Annotated in this window: 21 protein-coding genes; 5 read left to right on the top strand and 16 right to left on the bottom strand. The window is 44.0% G+C overall.

Features of this window, described 5'->3' with window-relative positions:
• Window positions 1-2: 2 nt before the first annotated feature.
• The 6 genes from WKT00_RS03615 to WKT00_RS03640 form a co-directional block, all read right to left on the bottom strand.
• Window positions 3-971 carry a D-2-hydroxyacid dehydrogenase gene (locus WKT00_RS03615; protein WP_101694110.1) on the bottom strand — a complete coding sequence of 323 codons (969 nt, stop codon included), beginning with the start codon at window positions 969-971 and terminating at the stop codon, window positions 3-5.
• A 32-nt stretch (window positions 972-1,003) separates the two neighbouring features.
• Complete coding sequence (accC, locus tag WKT00_RS03620) at window positions 1,004-2,347, bottom strand: acetyl-CoA carboxylase biotin carboxylase subunit (RefSeq protein WP_101694109.1); 1,344 nt, start codon at window positions 2,345-2,347, stop codon at window positions 1,004-1,006.
• A 15-nt stretch (window positions 2,348-2,362) separates the two neighbouring features.
• Window positions 2,363-2,806 carry an acetyl-CoA carboxylase biotin carboxyl carrier protein gene (accB, locus tag WKT00_RS03625; protein ID WP_101694108.1) on the bottom strand — a complete coding sequence of 148 codons (444 nt, stop codon included), beginning with the start codon at window positions 2,804-2,806 and terminating at the stop codon, window positions 2,363-2,365.
• A gap of 14 nt (window positions 2,807-2,820) precedes the next feature.
• Entirely contained in the window at window positions 2,821-3,777 is a 957-nt protein-coding gene (locus WKT00_RS03630) for a 5-oxoprolinase subunit C family protein (protein WP_101694107.1), read from the bottom strand.
• The gene (locus tag WKT00_RS03635) at window positions 3,777-4,505 is read right to left on the bottom strand and encodes a 5-oxoprolinase subunit B family protein (RefSeq protein ID WP_101694106.1); all 729 of its coding nucleotides are present in this window, start codon (window positions 4,503-4,505) and stop codon (window positions 3,777-3,779) included. Before WKT00_RS03635 ends, WKT00_RS03630 begins: the two co-directional genes overlap by 1 nt.
• Before the next feature lie 150 nt (window positions 4,506-4,655).
• Window positions 4,656-5,564, bottom strand: coding sequence for a LysR family transcriptional regulator (locus WKT00_RS03640; RefSeq protein WP_101694105.1), 909 nt, complete (start codon window positions 5,562-5,564; stop codon window positions 4,656-4,658).
• 197 nt (window positions 5,565-5,761) lie between these two features.
• Here WKT00_RS03640 and WKT00_RS03645 point away from each other — a divergent pair, with 197 nt between their 5' ends.
• Window positions 5,762-6,625 (top strand): MurR/RpiR family transcriptional regulator, encoded by an 864-nt coding sequence (locus tag WKT00_RS03645; protein WP_101694104.1) that lies wholly within the window; start codon window positions 5,762-5,764, stop codon window positions 6,623-6,625.
• A gap of 76 nt (window positions 6,626-6,701) precedes the next feature.
• Here WKT00_RS03645 and WKT00_RS03650 read toward each other — a convergent pair whose 3' ends face one another.
• Entirely contained in the window at window positions 6,702-8,096 is a 1,395-nt protein-coding gene (locus tag WKT00_RS03650) for an alanine/glycine:cation symporter family protein (RefSeq protein WP_340261030.1), read from the bottom strand.
• Between the two features lie 332 nt (window positions 8,097-8,428).
• Between WKT00_RS03650 and WKT00_RS03655 the strand changes: the two genes are divergently transcribed.
• Together WKT00_RS03655 and WKT00_RS03660 are read left to right on the top strand one after the other, a co-directional pair.
• Window positions 8,429-9,721, top strand: coding sequence for an aminotransferase class V-fold PLP-dependent enzyme (locus WKT00_RS03655; protein ID WP_101694102.1), 1,293 nt, complete (start codon window positions 8,429-8,431; stop codon window positions 9,719-9,721).
• 11 nt (window positions 9,722-9,732) lie between these two features.
• Window positions 9,733-10,860, top strand: coding sequence for a glycerate kinase family protein (locus tag WKT00_RS03660; RefSeq protein WP_101694101.1), 1,128 nt, complete (start codon window positions 9,733-9,735; stop codon window positions 10,858-10,860).
• A gap of 70 nt (window positions 10,861-10,930) precedes the next feature.
• On the opposite strand, the gene WKT00_RS03665 is transcribed toward WKT00_RS03660, so the two are convergent.
• Both WKT00_RS03665 and pepV read right to left on the bottom strand, forming a co-directional pair.
• Window positions 10,931-11,731: an MBL fold metallo-hydrolase gene (locus tag WKT00_RS03665; RefSeq protein ID WP_173814356.1), complete on the bottom strand. Its 801-nt coding sequence runs from the start codon at window positions 11,729-11,731 to the stop codon at window positions 10,931-10,933.
• Window positions 11,732-11,742: 11 nt separating this feature from the next.
• Window positions 11,743-13,107 (bottom strand): dipeptidase PepV, encoded by a 1,365-nt coding sequence (gene pepV, locus WKT00_RS03670; RefSeq protein ID WP_101694099.1) that lies wholly within the window; start codon window positions 13,105-13,107, stop codon window positions 11,743-11,745.
• Between the two features lie 382 nt (window positions 13,108-13,489).
• Here pepV and WKT00_RS03675 point away from each other — a divergent pair, with 382 nt between their 5' ends.
• Entirely contained in the window at window positions 13,490-15,589 is a 2,100-nt protein-coding gene (locus WKT00_RS03675; protein WP_101694098.1) for a glutamine synthetase III family protein, read from the top strand.
• Window positions 15,590-15,604: 15 nt separating this feature from the next.
• On the top strand, window positions 15,605-17,005 hold the full coding sequence (gene purF / locus WKT00_RS03680) for an amidophosphoribosyltransferase (RefSeq protein WP_101694097.1): 1,401 nt from the start codon (window positions 15,605-15,607) through the stop codon (window positions 17,003-17,005).
• 6 nt (window positions 17,006-17,011) lie between these two features.
• On the opposite strand, the gene asnB is transcribed toward purF, so the two are convergent.
• Genes asnB through WKT00_RS03715 form a run of 7 tightly spaced genes read right to left on the bottom strand, consistent with a single transcriptional unit; the run spans window position 17,012 to window position 23,639 of the window.
• The gene (gene asnB, locus WKT00_RS03685; protein WP_173814358.1) at window positions 17,012-18,595 is read right to left on the bottom strand and encodes an asparagine synthase B; all 1,584 of its coding nucleotides are present in this window, start codon (window positions 18,593-18,595) and stop codon (window positions 17,012-17,014) included.
• A 43-nt stretch (window positions 18,596-18,638) separates the two neighbouring features.
• On the bottom strand, window positions 18,639-19,490 hold the full coding sequence (locus tag WKT00_RS03690; protein WP_244094102.1) for a DUF4392 domain-containing protein: 852 nt from the start codon (window positions 19,488-19,490) through the stop codon (window positions 18,639-18,641).
• 32 nt (window positions 19,491-19,522) lie between these two features.
• A complete protein-coding gene (locus tag WKT00_RS03695; RefSeq protein ID WP_101694095.1) occupies window positions 19,523-20,293 on the bottom strand; it encodes a LamB/YcsF family protein in 771 nt (256 codons plus the stop codon).
• A gap of 49 nt (window positions 20,294-20,342) precedes the next feature.
• Complete coding sequence (locus WKT00_RS03700) at window positions 20,343-21,128, bottom strand: putative hydro-lyase (RefSeq protein WP_101694094.1); 786 nt, start codon at window positions 21,126-21,128, stop codon at window positions 20,343-20,345.
• 1 nt (window position 21,129) lies between these two features.
• Window positions 21,130-22,038 carry a 5-oxoprolinase subunit C family protein gene (locus WKT00_RS03705; protein ID WP_340261040.1) on the bottom strand — a complete coding sequence of 303 codons (909 nt, stop codon included), beginning with the start codon at window positions 22,036-22,038 and terminating at the stop codon, window positions 21,130-21,132.
• Window positions 22,039-22,782 (bottom strand): 5-oxoprolinase subunit PxpB, encoded by a 744-nt coding sequence (gene pxpB, locus WKT00_RS03710; protein ID WP_173814359.1) that lies wholly within the window; start codon window positions 22,780-22,782, stop codon window positions 22,039-22,041. It abuts the gene before it with no gap.
• Between the two features lie 11 nt (window positions 22,783-22,793).
• The gene (locus WKT00_RS03715) at window positions 22,794-23,639 is read right to left on the bottom strand and encodes a D-amino acid aminotransferase (RefSeq protein WP_340261043.1); all 846 of its coding nucleotides are present in this window, start codon (window positions 23,637-23,639) and stop codon (window positions 22,794-22,796) included.
• Window positions 23,640-23,670: the final 31 nt, after the last annotated feature.

Here is a 23,670-nt window from a genome sequence, read left to right on the forward strand (position 1 = left end):
CGTTATTTATTCACTATGTTCTGTGGGTTTCCCTCAACATAAGCTTTTAAATTATCTACCGCAATATCCATCAATCTCTGACGAGACTCCTTTGGTGCCCATGAAATATGCGGTGTAATCAGACAGTTCTTGGCTGTGAGCAGCGGATTATCATGCTTGATCGGCTCTGTTGAAACAACATCTAAGCCTGCCGCAGCTACTTTTCCGCTATTCAATGCATCTGCCAGATCCTGTTCCTCGATCAATGGACCTCTTGAATTATTTAAAATAATAACTCCGTCTTTCATTTTGGCAATTGTATTTTTGTTGATGATCTTCTCTGTGTCCGGGAACAGAGGGCAGTGAAGTGCAATAACATCAGACTGACTCAATACTTCATCCAGGTCAGCATACTGACAAGTTTCACATTCCAATGCCGGATTTCTGTATGAATCATATGCAAGAACCTTCATACCAAGTGCCTGCGCAATCTTTCCGGTAGACTGACCGATTCTTCCGTAACCGATAATTCCCATTGTCTTTCCATCTAATTCGATCAACGGATAATCCCAGAAACACCAATCTGGATTTGCTTCCCATGCGCCTTCATGAACCACTTTGCTGTGATGTCCAATGTGATGACAGATTTCTAATAACAACGCGATTGCAAACTGACCTACCGCTGCTGTTCCATAAGTTGGAATGTTTGCTACCGGAATTCCTTTTTCCTTTGCAGTTGCAATATCAACTACGTTATATCCGGTTGCAAGCACACCGACAAATTTAATGTTGGTACATTTTTCAAATACTTCTCTTGGAAGCGGCGTCTTGTTAGTGTATACGATTTCTGCATCTCCGATTCTGTCGATGGTCTCCTGTACATCCGTCAGAGAAGTACGATCATATACTACGCACTCTCCCAATGCTTCTAAACCTTCCCATGAAATATCTCCCGGGTTTAATGTGTAACCGTCCAAAACAACTATCTTCATTTTCATTCTCCTCCATATTTTAAAATTTTTTATTATAGTTCATAGTGTATAGATATAAAATCCGTTGTAAAATTACCTTCTTGAAAATCCTTCTGGTGCAGGATATCATATTGAAATTCAAGATTCGTTTCGACTCCTTCGATTTCCATCTCATCCAGCGCTCTTATCATTTTACGGATCGCGGTTTTGCGATCTCTGTCATAAGTGATTACTTTCACTAGCATAGAATCGTAATTCGGCGGAATTTGATATCCTTCATAAATTGCTGTATCAATACGCACTCCGTTTCCGCCCGGAAGATGCAGATGTGTGATCGTTCCCGGACACGGAAGGAATCCACGTATCGGATCTTCCGCATTAATTCTGCACTCAATTGCATGTCCTCGGAAAAGGATGTCCTCCTGCGCCACGCTTAACGCCTCTCCTGCTGCCACCAGAATCTGTTCCCGAATAAGATCAACGCCGGAAATCAACTCACTCACCGGATGCTCTACCTGTATCCTCGTGTTCATTTCCATGAAAAAGAATTCTCCACTGTCATCTAACAGAAATTCTATGGTACCGGCACTTTCGTAGTTCACTGCTTTTGCCGCCTGTACCGCGGTTGAGCGTATCTTCTTTCTTATCTCGTCTGTCAAAGCCGGAGATGGCGATTCCTCAATCATTTTCTGATGTCGTCTCTGAATAGAACAATCTCTTTCTCCCAACTGAATGACTTGTCCATATTTATCTGCCATAATCTGAACTTCTACGTGTCTGGGATTCTGTACATAGCGTTCCAAATACATGGAATCGTCAGCAAAGGCACGTATTGATTCCTGCTGCGCCGCCTGAAAGCTGACTGCAAATTCCTCCCGGCTCCTTGCAATCCGCATGCCTTTTCCGCCTCCGCCTGAAGATGCTTTGATCATTACCGGATATCCAATACGCTCTGCTTCTCTTTTCGCTTCTTCCAGATTGTAAACCGGTTCCTCTGTCCCCGGGACAACCGGCACGCCTGCCTGCCTCATTGCTTTTTTAGCCTCAGATTTATTTCCCATCCTGCTGATCAATTCTGAAGATGGCCCGATAAATGTAATATGATGCTGTTCGCACATTTGTACAAACTCCGCATTTTCTGACAAAAATCCAAATCCCGGATGGATCGCTTCCGCCCCCACAGCTATTGCCGCACTGATTATGCGTTCCATATTTAAATAACTGTCCGACGCTTCCGCTTTCCCGATACAGACCGCTTCATCTGCCAGTCCCACATGCACGGCGTTTCTATCTGCCTGCGAGTATACCGCCACAGTCCGGATGCCCATTTCCCGACATGCACGTATAATCCTGACTGCGATCTCCCCGCGATTTGCGATCAAGATCCTTTTAAACATCTCTCACCATATCCTTTACACTTCCATCACAAACATTGGCTGATCATACTCGACGAGCATTCCGTCATCCACAAGTATCTCTGTAATTTTTCCGGAAATATCGGCTTCCAAAGGATTGATCAGCTTCATTGCCTCCACAGCTCCTATGATCTGTCCCTTTTCCACCTGATTACCCACCTGCACGTAAGGTGTTTCCGTCTCTCCTTCATATGCATGAAAGATTCCTACCATCGGAGAAGTAATCACATGCTCCTTCGATCTTTCTATCTCCTTTTTCGACTCTTTTGGCTCATCTGCCGGATTTTCCAAAGAAGTGTTTTCTATTGCTTTCACAACATTTTCGTTACTTTTACTTTCTTTTTTCAGTTTCAACCGGAAGTCTCTGTCTTCCAGCTCAAACTCGATCAAATTTGAGTCGTTTACTTCACGGAGCAATTCTATCATTTTTTCATATTCCATATTTGCCTCCGTTCTTAGCTTCTCTGCCCCAGTTCTTTCTCTAGTTTGTGTAATTTCTGCAATTGCCTAATGTATAATTTCTGTGCAAGTTCAATTCCTACATGAATAAATCTGACACGATATCCCGGCACACTCTGCGCCAGTTTCGGAAGATCGACAGAAATTACCGTTCCAATCTTTGTATATCCACCAGTACTTTGCCGGTCTGCCAACATAATGATCGGCTGACCATTGGTAGGAACTTGTATTGATCCAAACGCAATACCGTCACTGATAATATTTCCATCACCGAGATGATGTATTGGCTCCTCTCGTTTCAGTCTGCATCCCATACGGTCAAATTCATTTGTAATCTCCGCTCCGTACCAGAAGAACTTTCGAAGTTCTTCTTCTGAAAATTCATAGTCCTGAGGACCTGTAACTACTCGGAGTGTAATTTCTTTTGTCAGAAATACTTCCTGCGGGATTTTACGTTTCTCCATATTCGGAAGCTCTGTCTTTGGGTGAACAAATCCGATCCGATCACCTTTCTCCAGTTTTCTTCCTTCGTATCCTCCCATGTGATTTCGCATGAGCGTCGATTTACTTCCCATGATCAGAGGAATGTCAAGCCCGCCTGCAAATGCAAGATATGCTCTGCATCCATTTCCCGATGCCATTCCAAATGCCAGTCTGTCTCCCGCATGTACTAACACCGCCTGATACATGGGAATCGCTTCACCATTTACCATCGGGGCAAGGTCTCCGCCTGTCACTGCAATAATATTATCTTCTTCAAACAACAGTGTCACTCCGGAAAATGTCATTTCCAGCAATCCTTCTCCCCGTTTGTTGCCGACAAGAATATTTGCCAGATAAAAAGATCTCGTATCCATAGGCCCTGCCGGAGATACTCCAAACTGCTGATAACCGAATCTTCCCTCATCCTGGACCGTTGTCAATAGTCCCGGATTCTCAACAACAATTCCCATTATTCCACCGCCTTTTCATAAGTTTTCACATGATAATTGCCTCTTAAATCAGCTTCTCTTATCTTGTCATATTCTCTTCTGCTTACAGGGATAAATTTTACCCACTCACCCGCATGTACCAGAAAAGGATCTTTCTTTGTATAATCGCAGATTGTAAGCGGTGTCGTTCCGATAATATTCCATCCGCATGGCTGGTCAAACGGAATCAAATTTGAGAGATTCTCCTGCACTACGATAGAACGTGCAGATATATGTACTCTTGGTGTTGGTCTTCTCTTAAAATGAAATGGCTCCTCAAATCTTGCCATATAAGCATGCCCCGGTGCAAATCCAAGCATATATGCATAATATTCATGGCCGGAATGCATTTTTATCACATCTTCTGTCGAGAGATTTTCAAGCGCTGCACATTCTTCCAGATCCATTCCCAATTCCCCTTCGTAGCAGATCGGGATCTCTTTGATGATCTTTTTTGTATCTTCTACCTGTTCCATGCCGCAGGTTCTCTTCATAACTTCTTCTTTTAACTGTTCAAAACTAATTTTATCCGGTCTGTAATGAATCATTAAAGAAGCATATGTCGGAACCATCTCTGTAACTCCATGGATTGGATGTTTTTCCAGTTCCTCCTGCAGCATACGAACCTGTCTGTTTACCTCCAGACTGATCACATTTCCCATTTGAATGGATACAGCGCAGTCACCTGCTATCAGAAACTTTACTTCCATCTTCGTTCTCCTTTCATCTGCATGGCAAATCCATATCCATTTGTTGATTTTTACTTCGTTTCTTTATCTGCCCTCAGTATAGCACAGCAACTTTACTAAAAAAAATAAATTATTTGTCTATAATATATTAACTTTTTTAATATTTCTCTCTTACTTAACAAATCCCCAATTTTTATCCTGTAAATACGATTCCATTTTTTCTTCAAAAATGCGGACTGCTTTCATTGTTGCTTCTTTTGGGTACTTATGCTGAATTTTATATGTAACACGTTCCGGCGGCTGAATGTGGTTCGCAATCTCACTTACGTAAACCGGGCGCAGTGCCTGAATCCGCTCTACCACGGAGATTGGGGCAATAAACCACCGCTTATCATCTGAAATCAAATGAAGCAATAGCTCAAAGGTATCCACCTCTATCCTTGGACGTTTCCCCTTTCCTACCCACTGGTCATGCCAGATTTGATAGTTTGCTTCCCAGCTTAAGAACACTTCCTCTTCCGGATCCAATTCATCTGTATGCAGAATCTCTTTGCGAAGAGATGTCTCGCCGCTCTGCACAATATACATCTTTTCTCTCAGCACCGGCTCCGCTGTTATATTTTTGAAATGAAGGTGATGATATACAAATCCAAGGTCAATCTCATGATTTTCCACCTGCTCATAGATTTCCTGCGAATAATGAGTTTTAATCTTTAAACTTAAAACCGGGTCTTCTTCCCGCAGAATTTTTCTGTACAGATTGAAAAAAATCGCTGTGTTCAACGTATCCGTACACCCGATACTTAAATATAATTTTTCCTGTCCATGCTGCAACAGCTGCATTTCCTGCCAAAGAGAAAGCCAGCGTTCTGCAATCGGTATGAATTCTTCTCCCTGGGTGGTGAGTTCAATCTGCTTGTACCCTTTCTTTCGATTCAAAAGCTTTACATTCAACTCATCCTCCAGCAGTTTCAATCTGTGACTGACTGTCGGCTGGGACAAAAATAAATTTTCTGCGGTTTTTGTAATATTCTTCGTTTTTACGATCATCAAAAAAGTCTCAATCTCTGCCTGATTCATTTTCTTTCCTCCTTATAACCCTTTTTATTCCACTAATCCATTCAAATATAAATTTTGTTAATATTATACCGCATAATTATTCATTTCACAAAGTATTCTTTACTCTTTACTATCTCTAAAATACTTTGTTATTTTTTCGGTTCTTTGATATAATTTGAGATAATAAATATTAATGTTTTTCAGAAAGGATTTTGGATATGACTGCTGCTTTTCAAGAAATGATTAAGAATGCAAAATTAACAAAAAAAGAACGGCTGATTGCGGATTATGTTCTCAATAATTTTCGTGACTTATGTTTTATGACATCCACCGAACTTGCAAATACGCTTTCTGTCAGTCATTCTTCTGTCATGCGCTTTACAAAAGATCTTGGTTTTTCCGGATATACAGAATTTCAGCGTACGATCCGGGAGCAATACAATACTTACATATCAAGCCATTCACAATCTTCCGCTATTCCGACTGTGAAGCTGACACAGAGTCTGGAAAAGCTGTCGAAAAGCAGTATTATCGAAACGGTTCAAGATATTACATTTAACAATATCCGTTCTGCCGTCATGCGAAACTCAACAGAATTATTTGAAAAAGCAAGCGATACGATCATTCACTCTCACACAAAATATATTGTCGGGTCCCGAGCCTGCAGTGTTGCCGCTAATTTTTTGTCCGTCAATTTGAAGGATACGCTTCCGATGGTCTTCCCGGAACCTTCCGATTCTCTGAATACCTTTGATTATTTGTCTGATATCAGCAAACGGGATTGTCTGATCGCCATCAGCTATCCCCGCTATTCAAAATTGACGCAGCTGGCTGCTGAAATGGCTTCCCGCGCAGGCGCTGCCGTCATCGTTTTGACCGACACTCCGACCGCTCCATTAGCACAATACGCTACACACTTATTTACCAACAATGTTGATTCTCTGACTTTTTTCAACTCTCAGATCCCTGCACTTTTCATTGCAGAACTTTTGTGTACTTACATCAGCAAAAAGGTCGGTAATAAAAACGAAGAAAAACTCCGTCTCATAGACCGTTATACTTCATCTATGGAGTTATATTGATTTTCCGAACGCAGCCATGCGCAAAAAAACACATTGAAGACCCGGATTTGTCTTCAATGTGTTTTTTGATTCTATATTATTCCACTACCGCATTCTTTGGCAGTTTAATGGTCTCTCTCTCCAGTTTGTCAAAATATTTTCTTGTTTCATTGATAATCACTTTTCTCAAACTCAACAGCGCAACCAGATTCGGAAGAATCATCAGCGCGTTGGTAATATCTGCCAGAAGCCAGATCGGTTCCAATGTAAGAAATGGCGCTGCTGCAATTGCAATAATATAAAGCACCTTAAATACTTTGACGCTCTTTAAGCTTCCTGTCAAATAGACAATACATCTCTCTCCATAATAGCTCCACCCCAAAATAGTTGTGAATGAGAAGAAGATAATCCCAACTGCTACAATATACATTCCGATATTATGTGAAAGATGCATATTATAAGCCTGTGTCACAAGCGGACTTCCGCTGAGATCTGTTGTATCCATTAATCCGCTTGAAATAATTACAAGTCCTGTCATTGTACATGTTACAAGCGTCGTAAAGAATACGCTCGTCATAGAGATCAACCCCTGCTTCACGCAAGAATTTGTCTTTGCTGCCGCTGCAACGATCGGAGAGCTTCCAAGTCCCGCCTCATTGGTATAAACACCACGCGCAACTCCTGTACGGATTACTGTCATCAGAGAAACAACCGTTGCTCCCGCTGCACCGCCCAACATGGACTCAGCCGAAAATGCGCAAGTAAAAATCTGTCGGAATGCATCTGGAAGTGCCTGATAATTCATTCCCAAGATCAAAACAGATCCACCTATGAAAAAAATTGCCATAAATGGCACAACGAACTGTGCTACTTTTGATATTGACTGGATACCGCCTAAAATAACAATGGCAGTCAACACTGTAACGATAGCTCCCACCAGCGCGATCGGAATGTGAAATGCCAGATTTACCGATTCCGTAATTGCATTGACCTGTGGAAAAGTTCCACATCCTAAAAGCGCTGTAAAAACACCAAATATCGCGAATAACTTCGCTAACCAGATATATTTCTTTCCCATTCCATTCTGAATGTAGTACATCGGACCTCCTGCCATCTGTCCATTTTCATCTTTTGTCCGATATTTTACTGCAAGCACTGACTCTGCATATTTTGTAGTCATTCCGAAAAATGCCGACACCCACATCCAGAACATGGCTCCCGGTCCTCCGATTCTAAGAGCGGTTGCAACACCAACAATACTTCCTGTTCCGATATCCGCCGCAAGTGTTGTACAAAGCGTTGCAAATGCAGACACATCTCCTACACCTTCCTCCTTTTCAAAAATTGCTTTCAGTGCTTTTGGAAACTTAAATAACTGAATCCCTTTCAGTGTAACCGTAAAATATATACCGGTTCCAAGGAGAAGCAGTAACGTGGGCGGTCCCCATATAAATGCCTGAAATTTTTCTAACACTTCCATAATCACTTCCATTTTCCTTCTCTTCCTTTCACGTTTTTATAATTTGGAATACTTTTGTCTTTTTCTTTTAAGAATTGGACATTATTATCTTTGTCCATTTTATAACATACTCATTTCCCTTTTGCAATGTTTTTAAATAATATTATTTTTTATTTTCATTATAAAAAATATTAATATCTATTTTATCAAAAAATGTTTACACGAATATTCTTTTTTCTTTAAATATAAATTTTGTTAATATTATTCAGCGAAATTATTCATTTCTCAAATCATCCGTTCAGTGCTATGATGAAACTAACAAAAAGCTGTAACCACCAGGATTATAAGCGAAAGGGGAAAGAAAAATGAACGAAAAAAATGGTGTATTATTTTCAGACGAATATCAAAAAAATTTAAAAGAGCAATTCTGTTATGCAGATGCTGATCCAGAACATGGCTCCCGTCTTTTCTTTGAAAATTCAGGCGGTTCTTTAAGACTGAAAAAAGCAGTCGAAGCCAAGGCTTCGGTAGAGCAATTTCCAGATTGTCCGGAACGCGTCCGCGGAAGAGGATACGAATTATCTCACTATGTTTCTGACGGAACAAAAGAAATTCTGGAAGTTGTCTTTGGTGCAAAACCGGGCCACGGAGCATTGATCACTGAGTTGTCCGCGTCTCAGACAATGTATCAAGCTGTGGGTGCTATTATGGAAAATTGTGGATGGGGAACAAACGCTGTTACTTCTTCACTGGAGCATCCATCTGCTCACGATGCTGTAGAATATTACTGTGATAAAACCGGACGTGAATTTCGAGTTGTACCTGCCAATAAGACAACCGGCGGTATTGATGTGGAAGATGTTTTAAAATGCGTAGATAAAGACACCTGTCTTGTAAGTATTATGGCAGCTTCCAATATTTCCGGAAATATTATGGATATTAAAGAAATTGTGCGTAGAGTAAAAGAAATCAATCCGGAAATCTACGTAATTACCGATACTGTACAACATGCTCCTCATGCTGTTGTCGATGTTGAAGACTGGGGTGTTGACGCTGCGAATATCGCACCTTACAAATTCTTTGGCGTACGCGGCTGCGGATATGCTTATATCTCTGACCGTGTTGCAAAAATGAGACACCACAAACTGACACACAAGGATGCCAACGTATGGGCTCTCGGAACACCAACACCAGGCAACTTTGCCGCAATGATGGCAGTCATCGATTATGTATGTAAAATTGGTTCTGATTTTATCGACAGCACAGACAAACGAACTTTATATGTAGAAGGAATGAATCGAATTCATTTACAAGAGCGTGCACTTCTTTACCGCATGCTGGAAGGTACCGACGAAGTGCCTGGACTAAGACACATCAAAAATGTAGAAGTGTATGTAGATATGGAAGACTTGACATGGAAAGATTTAATCGTTGCTATGGGTATTAAGGGAATTGATTATGCTGATTGCTCTCAGAAATATTTGGAGCATGGTGTAACGATCTTTGAACGTCTCAAATCCAGCCCATATTCTCAGAGAATTGTTGAGGCGCTCGGTCTAGAAGGCGCTCTCCGCGTATCTCCATTACACTGCAACGGAACAGATGATATTGATAAGTTCCTAAAAATCACAAGAGAAATCGCAGAAAGCGTTTCTTAAGAGGTATTCATATGAAAGTTGTTGTTGCAATTGATTCGTTAAAAGGCAGCCTGTCCTCCATGGAGGCAGGACAGGCTGTAAAATCGGGTGTCCTGGCCGCACACCCCGACGCTGAAGTCATTATAAAACCGCTGGCAGACGGAGGAGAAGGAACTACCGACGCTCTTATTGAAGGGCTGGGCGGACAACGCATTGACCTTACCGTCACCGGTCCTATGGGCACTCCTGTATCTTGTTACTATGGGTATTTGGAAGAGAATAAAACAGCAATCATTGAAATGGCTGCTGCTTCCGGAATCACACTTGTTCCTGCTCATCAAAAAAATCCTCTTATCGCCAGCACACGCGGCGTTGGAGAAATGATTCTTGATGCATTGGAAAAGGGCTGCCGTAATTTTATTATCGGTATTGGAGGAAGTGCTACAAACGATGCTGGCATAGGAATGCTCAAAGCATTGGGCTATTCGTTTCTCGACGAGCATGGGCTCGATGTCGGAGAAGGAGCACAGGCGCTTATGAAAGTTGCGTCTATTGATACGAACAACCTGCATCCTCTGCTTGACTCCTGCCATTTTCGAATTGCCTGTGATGTAACCAATCCCCTTTGTGGAGAAAATGGCGCTACTTATATCTACGGCCCACAAAAAGGTGTAACCGAATCCCAGAAGAAACCTCTGGATCTTGGCATGGCACACTTCGCAGATGTTACGGAAGCCACTTTAAATTGCAATTACCGAAATTATCCCGGCGCCGGCGCAGCCGGTGGTCTTGGCTTTGCATTTTTAAGCTTTCTTCACGCCTCCCTTTCTCCTGGCGTTGATCTTATCTTAGATGCCGTAAACCTTTCAGAAGCTCTTGAAGGCGCTGACATCGCAGTAACCGGAGAAGGGCAATTAGACCGCCAAACCGCCATGGGAAAAGCTCCTATCGGCGTAGCAAAACTCGCCAAAGCACACGGTGCTAAAGTATTGGCGTTTTCCGGCAGTGTCACAAAAGAAGCTACAGCTTGTAATCAAGCCGGAATCGATGCTTTTTTCCCGATTTTGAGAAGAATTGTAACTTTGGAAGAAGCGATGGAACCCTCCACTGCACGCAGTAATATGACAGCATCTGTAGAACAAGTATTTCGTTTGCTATAATAAATAAACCTTATTAGATCGTCCCTCAAAAAAACACGAAGAGCCCATTTCCTCTTCGTGTTTTTCCTATTTAAATCTCAAAACTTTCCAAATCATCCGGAACATAGAGATTACCACTATAATATTCTTTTCCTTCCTGCGTGTACAACTGCTTACGCTCCTTAAGATGCGTCTCCTCTGTATGATAGAGAAGCAAATTAGGAACTTTCAATTGTTCTGCAAGCTGACAGGCTTCTTTTACTGTGCTGTGATGCTTCTCATACGGTTTGAATTTATCCGCCTCACTAAATAAGCAAAACGCTTCGTGAAGCAGCCAATCACTGTCCTTTACAAAATCATAATTCGCTTCGTTATAAGGTTCATCGCCAACACAGGTAAACTTCGTTCCATCTTTCATACACATGGAGAATCCAAATTGCTTCGCTTTTGTAGACAAAATGTCAAAAAACGTAACCGGACAACCTAAAATCATTCTCTCGTCTCCTGTCGATACAATATCAAAACGGATACGTTCTCCCATATGCTTACATACCTTTTGCTGGATCGTCATATTCGCAATTGCCTGAATCTTCTCAGCCAACTCCTCATGACAGTAAATCGTAAGATCACCTTCATATTTCCCCTGATTCATCCGCTGTCCGATAATCCTGATCAGCCAGATAATACCTAAAATGTGATCTACGTGCTCGTGCGTAACAAAAATATCATGGATGTCGGAAATCTCAATCCCTGTATCTTTTAACACTTTTAATATGCGATTCCCCCCTCCTGCGTCTACAAGAAAATGTCTGTTTTCATCTGAAATCACAAAACATGTATTGTAGCATTCTGTTACTGCCGCATTTCCAGTTCCTAATATTGTAAGTCTCATCTATTAGCCTCCTATTTCTGTGCAAGTTCGTACATCGCAGCCGCTGAAATCTGAATAGAACGTACAAGATTGTCCATATTTGCAAATTCATTCGGCGCATGGATCACTTCTTCTTCTCCCGGGAAGATCGGTCCGTAAGCCACCATATTATCGAAGGATTTCGCATAGGTTCCTCCTCCGATAGCGATTGGCTCTGCTTCTACGTCACCGGTCTGTTCCTGATATACTTTCATAAGTTTCTGTACAAGTTCAGACTCTGTCGGTACATATAAGAGGCTGTGAGTCTCTACTTCCGGCACAAGTCCATAAGCCTCTACATTCTCTTTTACATTCTTTACTACATGTTCTTCTGTTGTACTGTTTGGATAACGAATGTCTAAAGTAAAGGACAGCTTCTCCTCATCACAGCTGATCATTCCAAGGTTAACTGTTGTGCTTCCGGTCTCTTCATCTGTACTTGCAATTCCAAGCTTCTCTCCATTTGTCTCATAACCGATCTTTTCCATCAGGAAGTTGATCATTGTCTGAAGGTCTCCGCCAAAATCATTTTCCTTCAGAGCATCAAATAAGCGGATTGCAGCATTTGCGCCCTGCTCCGGTGTACTTCCATGCGCGCTGATACCTTCACATGTCACGATGATCTTACCGTCTTTTTTCTCAACCGTAATATAATCTTTTTCTTCTACCTTCAATTCACCTTCTGCAACCAATGTACATTTTGGTGTCACTACGTTTTTCGCCATTCCACCTTCGATAGAAAGCACTTTAATGCCGGACGGATTCTCTACTTTCTTAGTTACATCCCAGAATGTCTGACCTTTTTCACAGAAGATTGCAGGGAACTGTGCATCCGGTGTAAATCCAATAGTCGGCAGTTCTTCTCCCACTTTAATATAATGTTCTACACAGGAAGATCCATTTTCCTCATCACATCCGAATAACACTCGAATTCTGCGGTCAACCGGAAGTCCAAGATCACGGATTGCTTTCAGTGCATACACAGCTCCGATTGTAGGTCCTTTATCATCCTGAACGCCACGACCGTACATTTTACCATCATGGATCTCACATCCGAGCGGATCATAATTCCATCCTTCCCCAAGAGGAACTACATCTACGTGTCCGAGCACTCCAACCATCTCTTCGCCTTCTCCATACTCGATCCAGCCTACGCGATTGTCCACATTTCCGGTCTTGAAGCCCATCTTTTCTCCAACAGAAAGAAGATGATCCAATGCTCTTTTTACTTCTCTTCCGTAGGGAGCGTCTTCTTCCGGCTCACCCTTCACACTGCAGATTGCAACATTCTCTCGGATGGTATCGAACATCTCATCCTTCATCTCAAGAATTTTTTCATTCAGTTTCTCGTAACTCATTTCTTTTTCCCTCTCCCACTTTATATAATATTTCTCCGATCAGAGCCTGCGCTCTGTCTGGGTATAACCTTGTCGCCAATTTTGCAGGTTTAGTGCTTTTTTCCTGCATTTTCAGTTTTTCCCTTTCTTTATATTATACCTTATATCGTCCTCTTTGTATATACATCCCTGATGAATCACCACTCGTTTTCACTTAAGATTTTTTAATGCTTCCCTCTTAATTTTTTAATATTTTCGCAGGATTTTAAAAATCAGCATTGACAAACATAATTTTTAGAGTATACTACTTCACATAAGCAAAGGCGCTTTGGACTTAAGATGTTCATAGCGCCTTTTTTGTATTTCAAAAATACTAAAAAAAATATCTAAGGAGATGAATGACATGAATAATCGTATTCCCGAACTATATGGAAGCATGATCTTCAGTGACCGGATCATGCGCAGCAAGCTTCCCAAAGATGTGTACAGGGCATTAAGGAAAACCATTGAAAACGGCACCCATCTGGAACTTGATGTCGCCAATTCTGTCGCAGTAGCCATGAAAGAGTGGGCCGTAGAAAACGGTGCCACACACTATACGCACTGGTTCCAGCCAATGACCGGATTTACCGCAGAGAAGCACGACAGTTTTATCTCTCCATCCGGGGAAGGTGAAGTCATCATGGATTTCTCCGGAAGAGAACTTGTCAAAGGAGAACCGGATGCCTCAAGCTTCCCTTCCGGCGGCCTTCGCGCTACTTTTGAAGCTCGCGGATACACCGCGTGGGACCCTACTTCTCCGGCATTTATCAAAGATCAGACACTCTATATTCCAACTGCATTTTGTTCTTACAGCGGAGAAGCTCTAGATAAGAAGACGCCGCTTCTTCGCTCTATGGATACACTGAACACACAGGCAGTAAGAATGCTTCACCTGCTGGGCAATGATACCGTCAAAAGAGTCTCTGCCACCATCGGACCGGAGCAGGAGTATTTTCTTGTAGATAAGGATCTGTACCGTCAGCGCAAAGATCTGATTTTCTGTGGGCGAACTCTCTTTGGCGCCCCGGCTCCAAAAGGACAGGAGATGGAAGACCACTATTTCGGCGCTTTAAAACCAAGAGTCTCTGCCTACATGCACGATCTCGACCTCGAGTTGTGGAAGCTCGGCATTCCTGCAAAAACCAAACACAACGAAGTAGCGCCTGCACAGCACGAGCTTGCCCCGGTCTTCGACACAGCGAATATTGCGGTTGACCATAACCAGCTCACCATGGAGATGATGAAGAAGGTTGCTGAAAAACACGGTCTTACCTGCCTCCTTCACGAGAAACCGTTCGACAGGATTAACGGAAGCGGAAAGCACAACAACTGGTCTCTGACAACCGATGACGGCGTAAATCTCTTGAATCCGGGACGTACTCCGGCTCAAAACACACAGTTTCTCATCTTTTTGATGGCTGTCATCAAAGCAGTGGATGATTATGCAGATCTGATGCGGATCTCTGCCGCCAGCGCAGGCAATGACCACCGTCTCGGCGGAAATGAAGCTCCTCCGGCAATCGTGTCTGTTTTCCTTGGCGATGAGCTGACCCGCGTGCTGGAATCAATTGAAAATGATACTTATTTCGGTAAACAAGAGAAAATCCAGCTTGACACCGGCGCCCCGGTACTCCCGCATTTTCTCAAAGACAATACAGACCGGAACCGGACATCTCCATTTGCATTTACCGGAAATAAATTTGAGTTCCGTATGCTTGGTTCTGCTGCCTCCGTTGCAACGCCGAACATTATATTAAATACCGCTGTTGCGGAATCACTGGACCAATTCTATGAAGAATTAAAGGACACTGAGCCGGCTGATATGGATGAGGCTGTTCACGCACTTTTGAAACGCGCAATCCAGAAACATAAAAAGGTTATTTTTAACGGGAACGGCTACTCCGATGAATGGGTGAAAGAAGCCGCCCGACGTGGTCTTGACAATCTGGAATCTACACCAGACTGTCTAGAACGTCTTCTGACAGCAAAAAGCATTACACTCTTCACGAAACACCACATTTATACGGAAGATGAGATTCGCTCCAGACACGATATTTTACTGGAAAATTATGTAAAGACCATCGCCATTGAAGCACGCACAATGGTCGATATACTATCGCGTGACTTTCTTCCTACTCTCCATTCTTATACCGGAGCTGTTGCTTCCAGTACGAGTTCAAAAAAAGCGCTTCTTCCTGATTTGAAAACAGATGCGGAGGAAGCACTTGTAAGAAAGCTTAGTAATTGTTATGAAATCTTAGCAGACGGTGTACAGGATCTGAAGGAGCAGCTTACCAAAACAGAGAAAGAAGAAGACTTGAAGCGTTCTGCATTCCTGAGCCGGAATCTTCTGATTCCTTCTCTTGAGCACTTGGGAACCGCTGCAAGCGAAGCGGAAGCACTGATTCCTGAAGATCTGCTTCCATACCCATCTTACGACCAATTACTATTTTCATTATAAGAAAGGAGCTTTGTCATGAATTGTGATCATTCACGTATCAAAGAAGCCTGTGGCGTCTTTGGTATCTATACATCATCTGAAGAACAGGCGGCAAACTCCATCTATTATGGCCTTTCTTCTTTACAGCACCGCGGGCAGGAGTCCTGCGGTATTGCTGTGTGTGACACTTGCGGATCGGAGGGGAATCTTAATGTTCACCGGGGCATGGGACTTGTCCACGAAGTCTTTGACGACAACATCCTTCATTCTCTTACCGGCAATCTGGGCGTTGGGCATGTGCGCTATTCTACAACCGGAGAAACTTCTCTGCAGAACGCACAGCCTCTCGTTCTCAATTATGTTAAGGGTACTCTTGCTCTTGCACACAATGGAAATCTCGTCAACACCGAAGAATTAAGAGCTGGACTTACACGTACCGGTGCCATCTTCCAGACTACAACAGACTCGGAAGTCATTGCTCACCTGATTGCCAGGGAGCGGATTCACACCCACTCTGTCGAAGAGGCAATTCTACGGGCCGCCTCAAAAATAAAAGGAGCCTATGGGCTAATCATTGCAAGTCCGAGAAAACTGATCGGCGTTAGAGACCCTCTCGGTCTCAAACCGCTTTGCCTTGGAAAGCGAGGCAGCGCTTATGTCCTCTCCTCGGAGAGCTGTGCCCTCACCGCTATCGGAGCGACCTTTATCCGTGATATACGCCCGGGTGAGATCATCACCATTACGCGTCAGGGGATCTCTTCCAATCTGGAGCTCTGCCAGAAGAAGCACGCTCACTGCATCTTTGAATACATCTACTTTGCACGATTAGACAGTACCCTTGACGGGGTATCCGTCTACGAGGCTCGCTTAAGAGGCGGGGCTGCACTTGCCAAAGCCTATCCGACAGAAGCTGATCTTGTAACTGGTGTGCCTGATTCCGGTCTTGCCGCTGCGCAGGGCTATGCGGAAGCTTCCGGCATTCCCTTCGGGTTAGCCTTCTACAAAAACAGCTATGTGGGACGTACCTTTATAAAGCCGACTCAAAAAGAACGGGAAAATAGTGTACGGCTCAAACTTCATGTACTGGAGCATGCCGTCAAGGGAAAAAATATCGTCCTGGTGGACGACTCTATCGTAAGAGGAACCACGATCGCAGGTCTGATCCGACATCTGAAACAAGCCGGCGCTCTCAAAGTTCATGTCCGCATCAGCTCGCCTCCCTTCCTGTATCCTTGCTATTTCGGAACAGACATTCCGTCCAATCAGCAGCTTCTGGCATCTTCTCACTCTGTGGACGATATTTGCCGCATCATAGGCGCTGACTCTCTTGGATATATGAAAGTGGAAGACCTTCCCGATACGGTAAATGGTCTCCCACTTTGTAAAGCCTGTTTTGATAACCATTATCCAATGGATATTCCAAACCAAAACTCTTAGCTTCTTCTATTTTCCACTGTCGCCATAGTTTGCCAGTACACGTGCGGACGGATCATCCACATCGCATCCGTCCCACGCCTTGTTCGGCATCCAGAAACCGGCGACCATCTCCGACTGTCCCGGATAATATTTTTCGAAGATTTCCCGGTAGAGGAGTGACTCCTTCGTAAATGGCGCCGCATGCTCATAGGCGCTGCATTTTTCCTTCCATTCATCCCCTTCATAACAGGTCTGCGCATATTCTTTCAGATCATCTACCATAGAATGTCCTACCGCATCAGAAAATGCTGCTTTTTCACGCCAGAGAATTTCTTCCGGCAGACACGCATCCTTCTCGAAGGCACGGCGTAGCAAATACTTTCCTTTTCCATAGGTATTCATTTTCTTTGCCGGATCGACAGACATTACATACTTTACAAAATCAAGATCTCCAAATGGAACTCTTGCCTCCAGTGAGTTTACGGAAATACACCGGTCTGCCCGCAGCACGTCATACATGTGAAGCTCATGTATACGTTTCTGGGATTCCTTTTGAAATTCTTCCGGTGACGGTGCAAAATCTGTATATTTATAACCAAACAACTCATCCGAGATCTCTCCGGTCAGCAGAACACGGATGTCTGTGTGCTCATGAATATATTTACATACATAATACATTCCGATACTGGCACGGATTGTAGTAATGTCATAAGTGCCGAGAAGGTGGATTACGTCTTCCAGTGCATTTAACACATCTTCTCTTGTGATAATCACTTCCGTATGCTCACTTCCAATATATTCTGCCACCTGCCTTGCGTATTTCAAATCAATGGCATCCTGATCCATTCCAATTGCAAACGTGCGAATCGGCTTCTTACTCTCCTTCGCCGCTATGGCACAGACAAGGGAAGAATCCAGTCCTCCTGATAACAGAAAACCTACTTTTGCATCCGAGACAAGTCTTTTGCATACCCCTTCTGTCAATTTGTCATGAATTTTCTGACAGATTGTCTCTACATCATCCTCACAGACTTCCTCTGTTCTGCTAATGTCATGATAGCAGATGAATGCTCCGTCTTTGTAATAATGTCCCGGTGGAAACGGCCGGATCTTCTCACAGAGTCCAACCAGATTTTTAGCTTCACTAGCAAGAACAAGAGCTCCTTTTTCGTCATATCCGTAATAGAGTGGACGAATTCCGATGGGATCTCTCGCCGCAATATAGCTTCCGGTCTTTCCGTCATAGATAATACACGCAAACTCCGCATCCAGCATACCGAACATCTCTGTCCCGTATTGCTCATATAACGGAAGCAGGATCTCACAGTCTGAATCACTTTCAAATGTATACCCCTTCTTTTTCAGCTCTTCTCTTTGTTTTTCAAATCCATAGATCTCTCCGTTACAAACGACATAACTTCCGTTCAGCGAAAATGGCTGCATGCCGGACGGTGTCAATCCCATGATTGCCAGGCGCTGAAATCCCAGATATCCTTTTCCGGTGTCCAGAATCCGACACTCATCCGGTCCTCTGGACGATGTCCTTAAAAAGCATTCCCGAAAGGTTTTCAACGCCTCTCCTTCTTCACAATATCCCATAATCGAACACATATTTCATATCCTCCTTGATCCTTCCAGTCTTTCTTCTTATCCATTAACTTGCCAATTGATTCAGTCCATCCAGAATCTCTTTTTCTATCTCCAATGAAAACCCATCCACACTGAGCGTATGCTTCTTCGTCACACCGTCCACACTTCCCATGCGGACAATTCTCGCCAGATATCCATAGATCTTTTCAAAATTCAACAGTCCCGTCACGCCTGTCATTTTCTGCATGTATGCTACGATCGCGTAGGCGCCCCAGTTCGATACGGTTGCAATGACAAGCGTATCCACTTTTACTTTACACGGAACAAGCGCTAATTCCTCATGGATGACTTCCTTGAGATTGCCCATTCCAATCTCATTTCCACCGTCTCCGACTCCAAAAGTCGGAATCCCTGCTTTTCTTGCCCGGATGAAGAGCCAATCTGTACTTGCAGTGTATTCTTTAATACTGATTCCCCGCATATTGGCATAGTCGTCTTCTACATTTCTTCCACATCTTTCAATAGAAATGAGTCCCACCGGACGATAAGTCTCCAGCATCCTGTCATACTCCTGCGCTTCGTCATTCACTCCCGCATAATACACTTCCAAGCCTTCGTTTTCAAAAAAACCTCTGCAGAATTCATCTGTTACGATCACCGGATGATAGCCAAGCTTCTGAAGTGCATCTGCCATCACAAGTGTTCCGAGAGGTCCATCCGTCTCTGCATGTCCTGCCACATAGAATCCTGTCGTTAAGAGAATCGTTCCTTTCTCAAGTTCTAAAATCTGTCCGGCTGCTTCCCGGCAATAATCCTCTCTCATATGATTTTTTAAAATATTCATTCCTCGTTTGGAATAGCGAAGTACCACGTCTTCGATCGTCTCTTGTCTGATTGCCGTCAACATCCGCGCCATCCTTTCTTTCCTTTTTTCTTCTATCCCCTGCACTACTGCACGATTTCTGATAGCGGACAGATCTTCACGCCTTCTTCTGCAAGAGTCTCTCTGATCCGCTTTACAAATGCTAATGCTTTCGGTCCGTCTCCATGCACGCAGATCGAGTCCGCCTGTACCTCAATCTCTTTACCGGTAACAGCTGTAACTGTTCCTTTCTTAACCATGCCGACAACACGCTCGATTGCCACTTCTTCCTCTGTGATCACGGCTTCCTTTTTTCTTCTGGAGACAAGCGTTCCATCCTCTTCATAGGCACGGTCAGCAAAGACTTCTCCTGCGGCGCGCAGCCCGAATTTCTTCGCCGCCCGGAACATTTCACTGCCTGCCGGAGCAAGAAGGATCAGGTTCTGATCGACTTCTTGGATTCCACGACAGATTGCTTCTGCAAGTCCTGTATGAGTTGCCGCCATATTATACATGGCCCCATGTGGTTTCACATGATAGAGTGACACACCAAAAGCATCGCAAAATGCTTTTAACGCCCCGATCTGATATTGTATCATCGCTTTTAGTTCTTCTTCTGACACCTGCATATTTCGTCTTCCAAATCCGGTCAGATCCGGATATCCCGGATGTGCCCCTATGTGAACCCCGTAGTTTTTCGCAAGCTCTACGGTATGTTCCATTACAAGCGGATCCGACGCATGAAAGCCGCATGCCACATTGGCGGAAGAAATATAGGGAATGATTTTTTCATCCATTCCACATTTATAGTTTCCAAAGCTCTCGCCCAGATCACAATTTAAGTCCACGGTATACATCTTCCTCACCCTCTGTTCTCTTATCTTTTCTAACACTTTATCCACGGTTCTAATATTTTAATGCTGCATTCTTAATATCGGAGATAAACATATGCCCCGGTGCATGCGTGATCGCAAGCTCCGGCTTTACTTCCATGACTACATTCTGAGGAGTGACTCCGCAAGGCCAGAATACCGGAAGTTCTCCCTCCTTGACTGTCACCGCTTCTCCAAAATCCGGTTTTTGCAAATCCCGAATTCCAATCTGGGATGGATCACCGATATGAACAGGCGCGCCGTGTACTTTGGGCATCTCGCCGGTAATGCATGCCGCTTTCACTGCCTGTTCTCCGGTCATCGGCCGCATGCTGACTACCATGTTGCCGTGAAAGATTCCCGCAGGTGTACACGGAATATTCGTCTTATACATTGGCACATTTTTATGTTCTTCGATCTGTCTGACAGGAACATCTGCTTCTAACAGTCCGGCTTCAAATGAAAAGCTGCATCCAATCAGAAAGCTTACAAAGTTATCTTGCCAGAACCTATCAATACTCGTATACTCGCCGACCATTTCTCCCTTGCGATAAACGCGGTATTTGGGGAAATCCCTCGCCACATCTGCATCCTGTGCAAGATAATGAAGCTGTCGGCTTCCCATATCCGTCACTTCCAATATTGGGCAGGATCTTGGATTTCTCTGTGTAAATAAAAGGAAATCATAAGCCTGATCTTTGGGAAGGATCAGAAGATTTGCCTGTGCATATCCCGGACACAAGCCGGAAGTCTGACCGGTGATCTTTTCTTCTCTGATTAATTTTCGAACTTCCTTTGGTGTAAGTTTCCTGTCATCCATATTATCTTTCCTGCTTTCTGTATAGTTTCTGCGCTGTTTTTACATCGGTCTTTAAAAAACGGACTTTGTCGCCCGGTCTTCCCTGAACCAGCTTGGGAATGTCAAAAGAACACACTACCGCAATCTTCGCATAACCGCCGGTAGTCTGTCTGTCTGCTAATAATACAATCGGCTGACCGCTGGGTGGAATCTGCACTGCCCCAAGCGGAATCGCATCGGATATAATGTCTGTTCCGTTTTTGCTCTCCACTAAGGGACCCTTAAGACGATAGCCCATCCGGTCACTCTGATCGGTTATCGTATAAGTACCGCTGTAAAATGCCTTCTCTCCTGCTTCTGTAAAATATTCTTGTTGTGGGCCGGGAACTGCACGCACCTCGATGATTTTTTCCGTCTCAATCCCCTTTGTTCTCCGTTTTTTCACGCGGTCAAACGACAGCTTCGGTTTTCCGAGTTCCAGAACATCTCCCGCCTTCAGTGCACGTCCTCCATACCCGCCAAATGCACATTTTAGATTGGTGGATCTGCTTCCCATGACGAGTGGAACATCAATACCGCCGGCAAATGCAAGATAAGTCCGGCATCCCTGCCGGGTCATGCCCAGCGTCAGGGTCTGTCCCTTCCGGATCAGAAGCGGACAGTTCATCTCCACCGGGTCTCCATCTACTACGGGTTCCATATCTGCACCAGTAATCGCAATGATCGTATCCTCTGTAAATTCCAACGTCCCGCCGAACAGAGTGACTTCTAAAACTGCTTCTGTCTCCTCATTCCCAACCAGATAATTGGCATTCCTAAACGACATCTGGTCCATGGCCCCGGAAACCTGGACTCCTGCTTCCTGATATCCATATCTGCCTCCGTCCTGAACGGTCATCACGGCGCCCGGTAATACAATTTTCACTGCCATCTACTGTTCACCTTCTTCTTCCAAAATTTCTATCGTATATTCGCCCTTCACAATCATTCTCCGGATATCATAATAATCATCCAGAGAAATTGAAACGAACCGGATATATTCACCCGCCTGGCAAAGTATTGGTTTTTCTCTTCCGGCATCATAGAATTCCACCGGGGTTCCTCCGATCAGCCGCCAGCCACCGGGAGATGCAACCGGATACACACCGGTCTGATTGCCTCCGATCCCCACAGCTCCCTCAGGTATTTTGATTCGGGGAGAAGAAAGCCTTGGCATCTCAATGCGTGGATCTAGTCCTCCAAGATACACAAAGCCCGGAAGGAAACCCATCATATAAATGCGATAGTCTACCGAACTGTGTATGGCGATGATCTCATCCCTGTCCAGTCCTGTATATTTCTCCATCTCTCCAAGATCCGGACCAAAGCGCGCCCCATAGCAGCATGGGATCTTCAGAATTCTCTTCCGCGCATGACCTTCGGATGTTGCCGCACTGTCAAATGTGCGTACTCTTTTTTCCAGATCACCATAAGAAATCTTCCGGGGATCATAGTAGATCATCAGAGAGCGGAAGGTTGGCTGCAACTCTAAAACTCCTGGTATCTGTGCCTCTCTCAGGCATTTCTTCAGCTGTTGTACCCGGTCATTCGTCTGAATGTCAATCACATTTCCGAATTCTACAACCAGCCCTCTGTCTCCTGCCGGCATGATTCTGTACATTTCCTTCTCACCCATCTTTTCACTTCCTATTCTTCCGGCGTTGCCTCATAAAATTCTCCAAGTAACGCTGATCTTATTTTTTCCAACAGTTCCGGATTCTTTCCACCTACCGGTTTCCCGTCAATCTCGCAGGCATGCAGGCAGAGGTTACTGGAACTTGTCACTAACACTTCTTCTGCTTCGAACAGCTCTTTTAATGTATAAGGTGTTTCGCTTACCGGAACGCCAAGCTTCTTACACATGCGGATTAAATGAGCTCTTGCAATTCCCGGCAGGATCAAATTATCTGTAGGCGCTGTTACCAGTTTCCCGTCTTTGATAATGTGGACATTACTATGCGCACATTCGGTCACCCTTCCACCGTCGCGATAAAATACTGCTTCCTGACATCCTGCTTTCTTCGCTTTCTCCGTTGCCACACAAGAAGGGATCAAATTCAACGTCTTAATGTTACAGTGAAGGAATCTGGTATCTTCAACCGTAATCAGTTTGATTGGTTCAATGCCATCTGAGATTTCTGCCGGTTTTAACATGATCCACAGATTGCCCGGTCCCTTTGTATAAGCATGATCTCTTACTCCGGTTCCCCTTGTCACCTGATAATAGACAAAGAGATTGCCGGTATCCATTTTATTTACCATTTCCTGAAGGAGCTCTTTTAGCTCCTCCTTCGTTACAGGCATCTCAATATCCAGAAGCCCTGCACTGTTGAAAAATCGATCTATGTGTTCATCTATCGCAAATATTTTATAATTTCTGGACGGGCCTGCATCATAAACACCATCTCCAAACCAGCATACCCGATCGTTCATGGGAATGCTCATTTCCTCCAGTTCTCCGTATTTCCCATTGTAATATCCTAAAGTTTTCATTTTTCTCTACCTCTTCTCTTATAAAAAACAA

The organism is Dorea sp. ICN-14282, assembly GCF_037890115.1.
Taxonomy (GTDB): domain Bacteria; phylum Bacillota; class Clostridia; order Lachnospirales; family Lachnospiraceae; genus Dorea_B; species Dorea_B phocaeensis.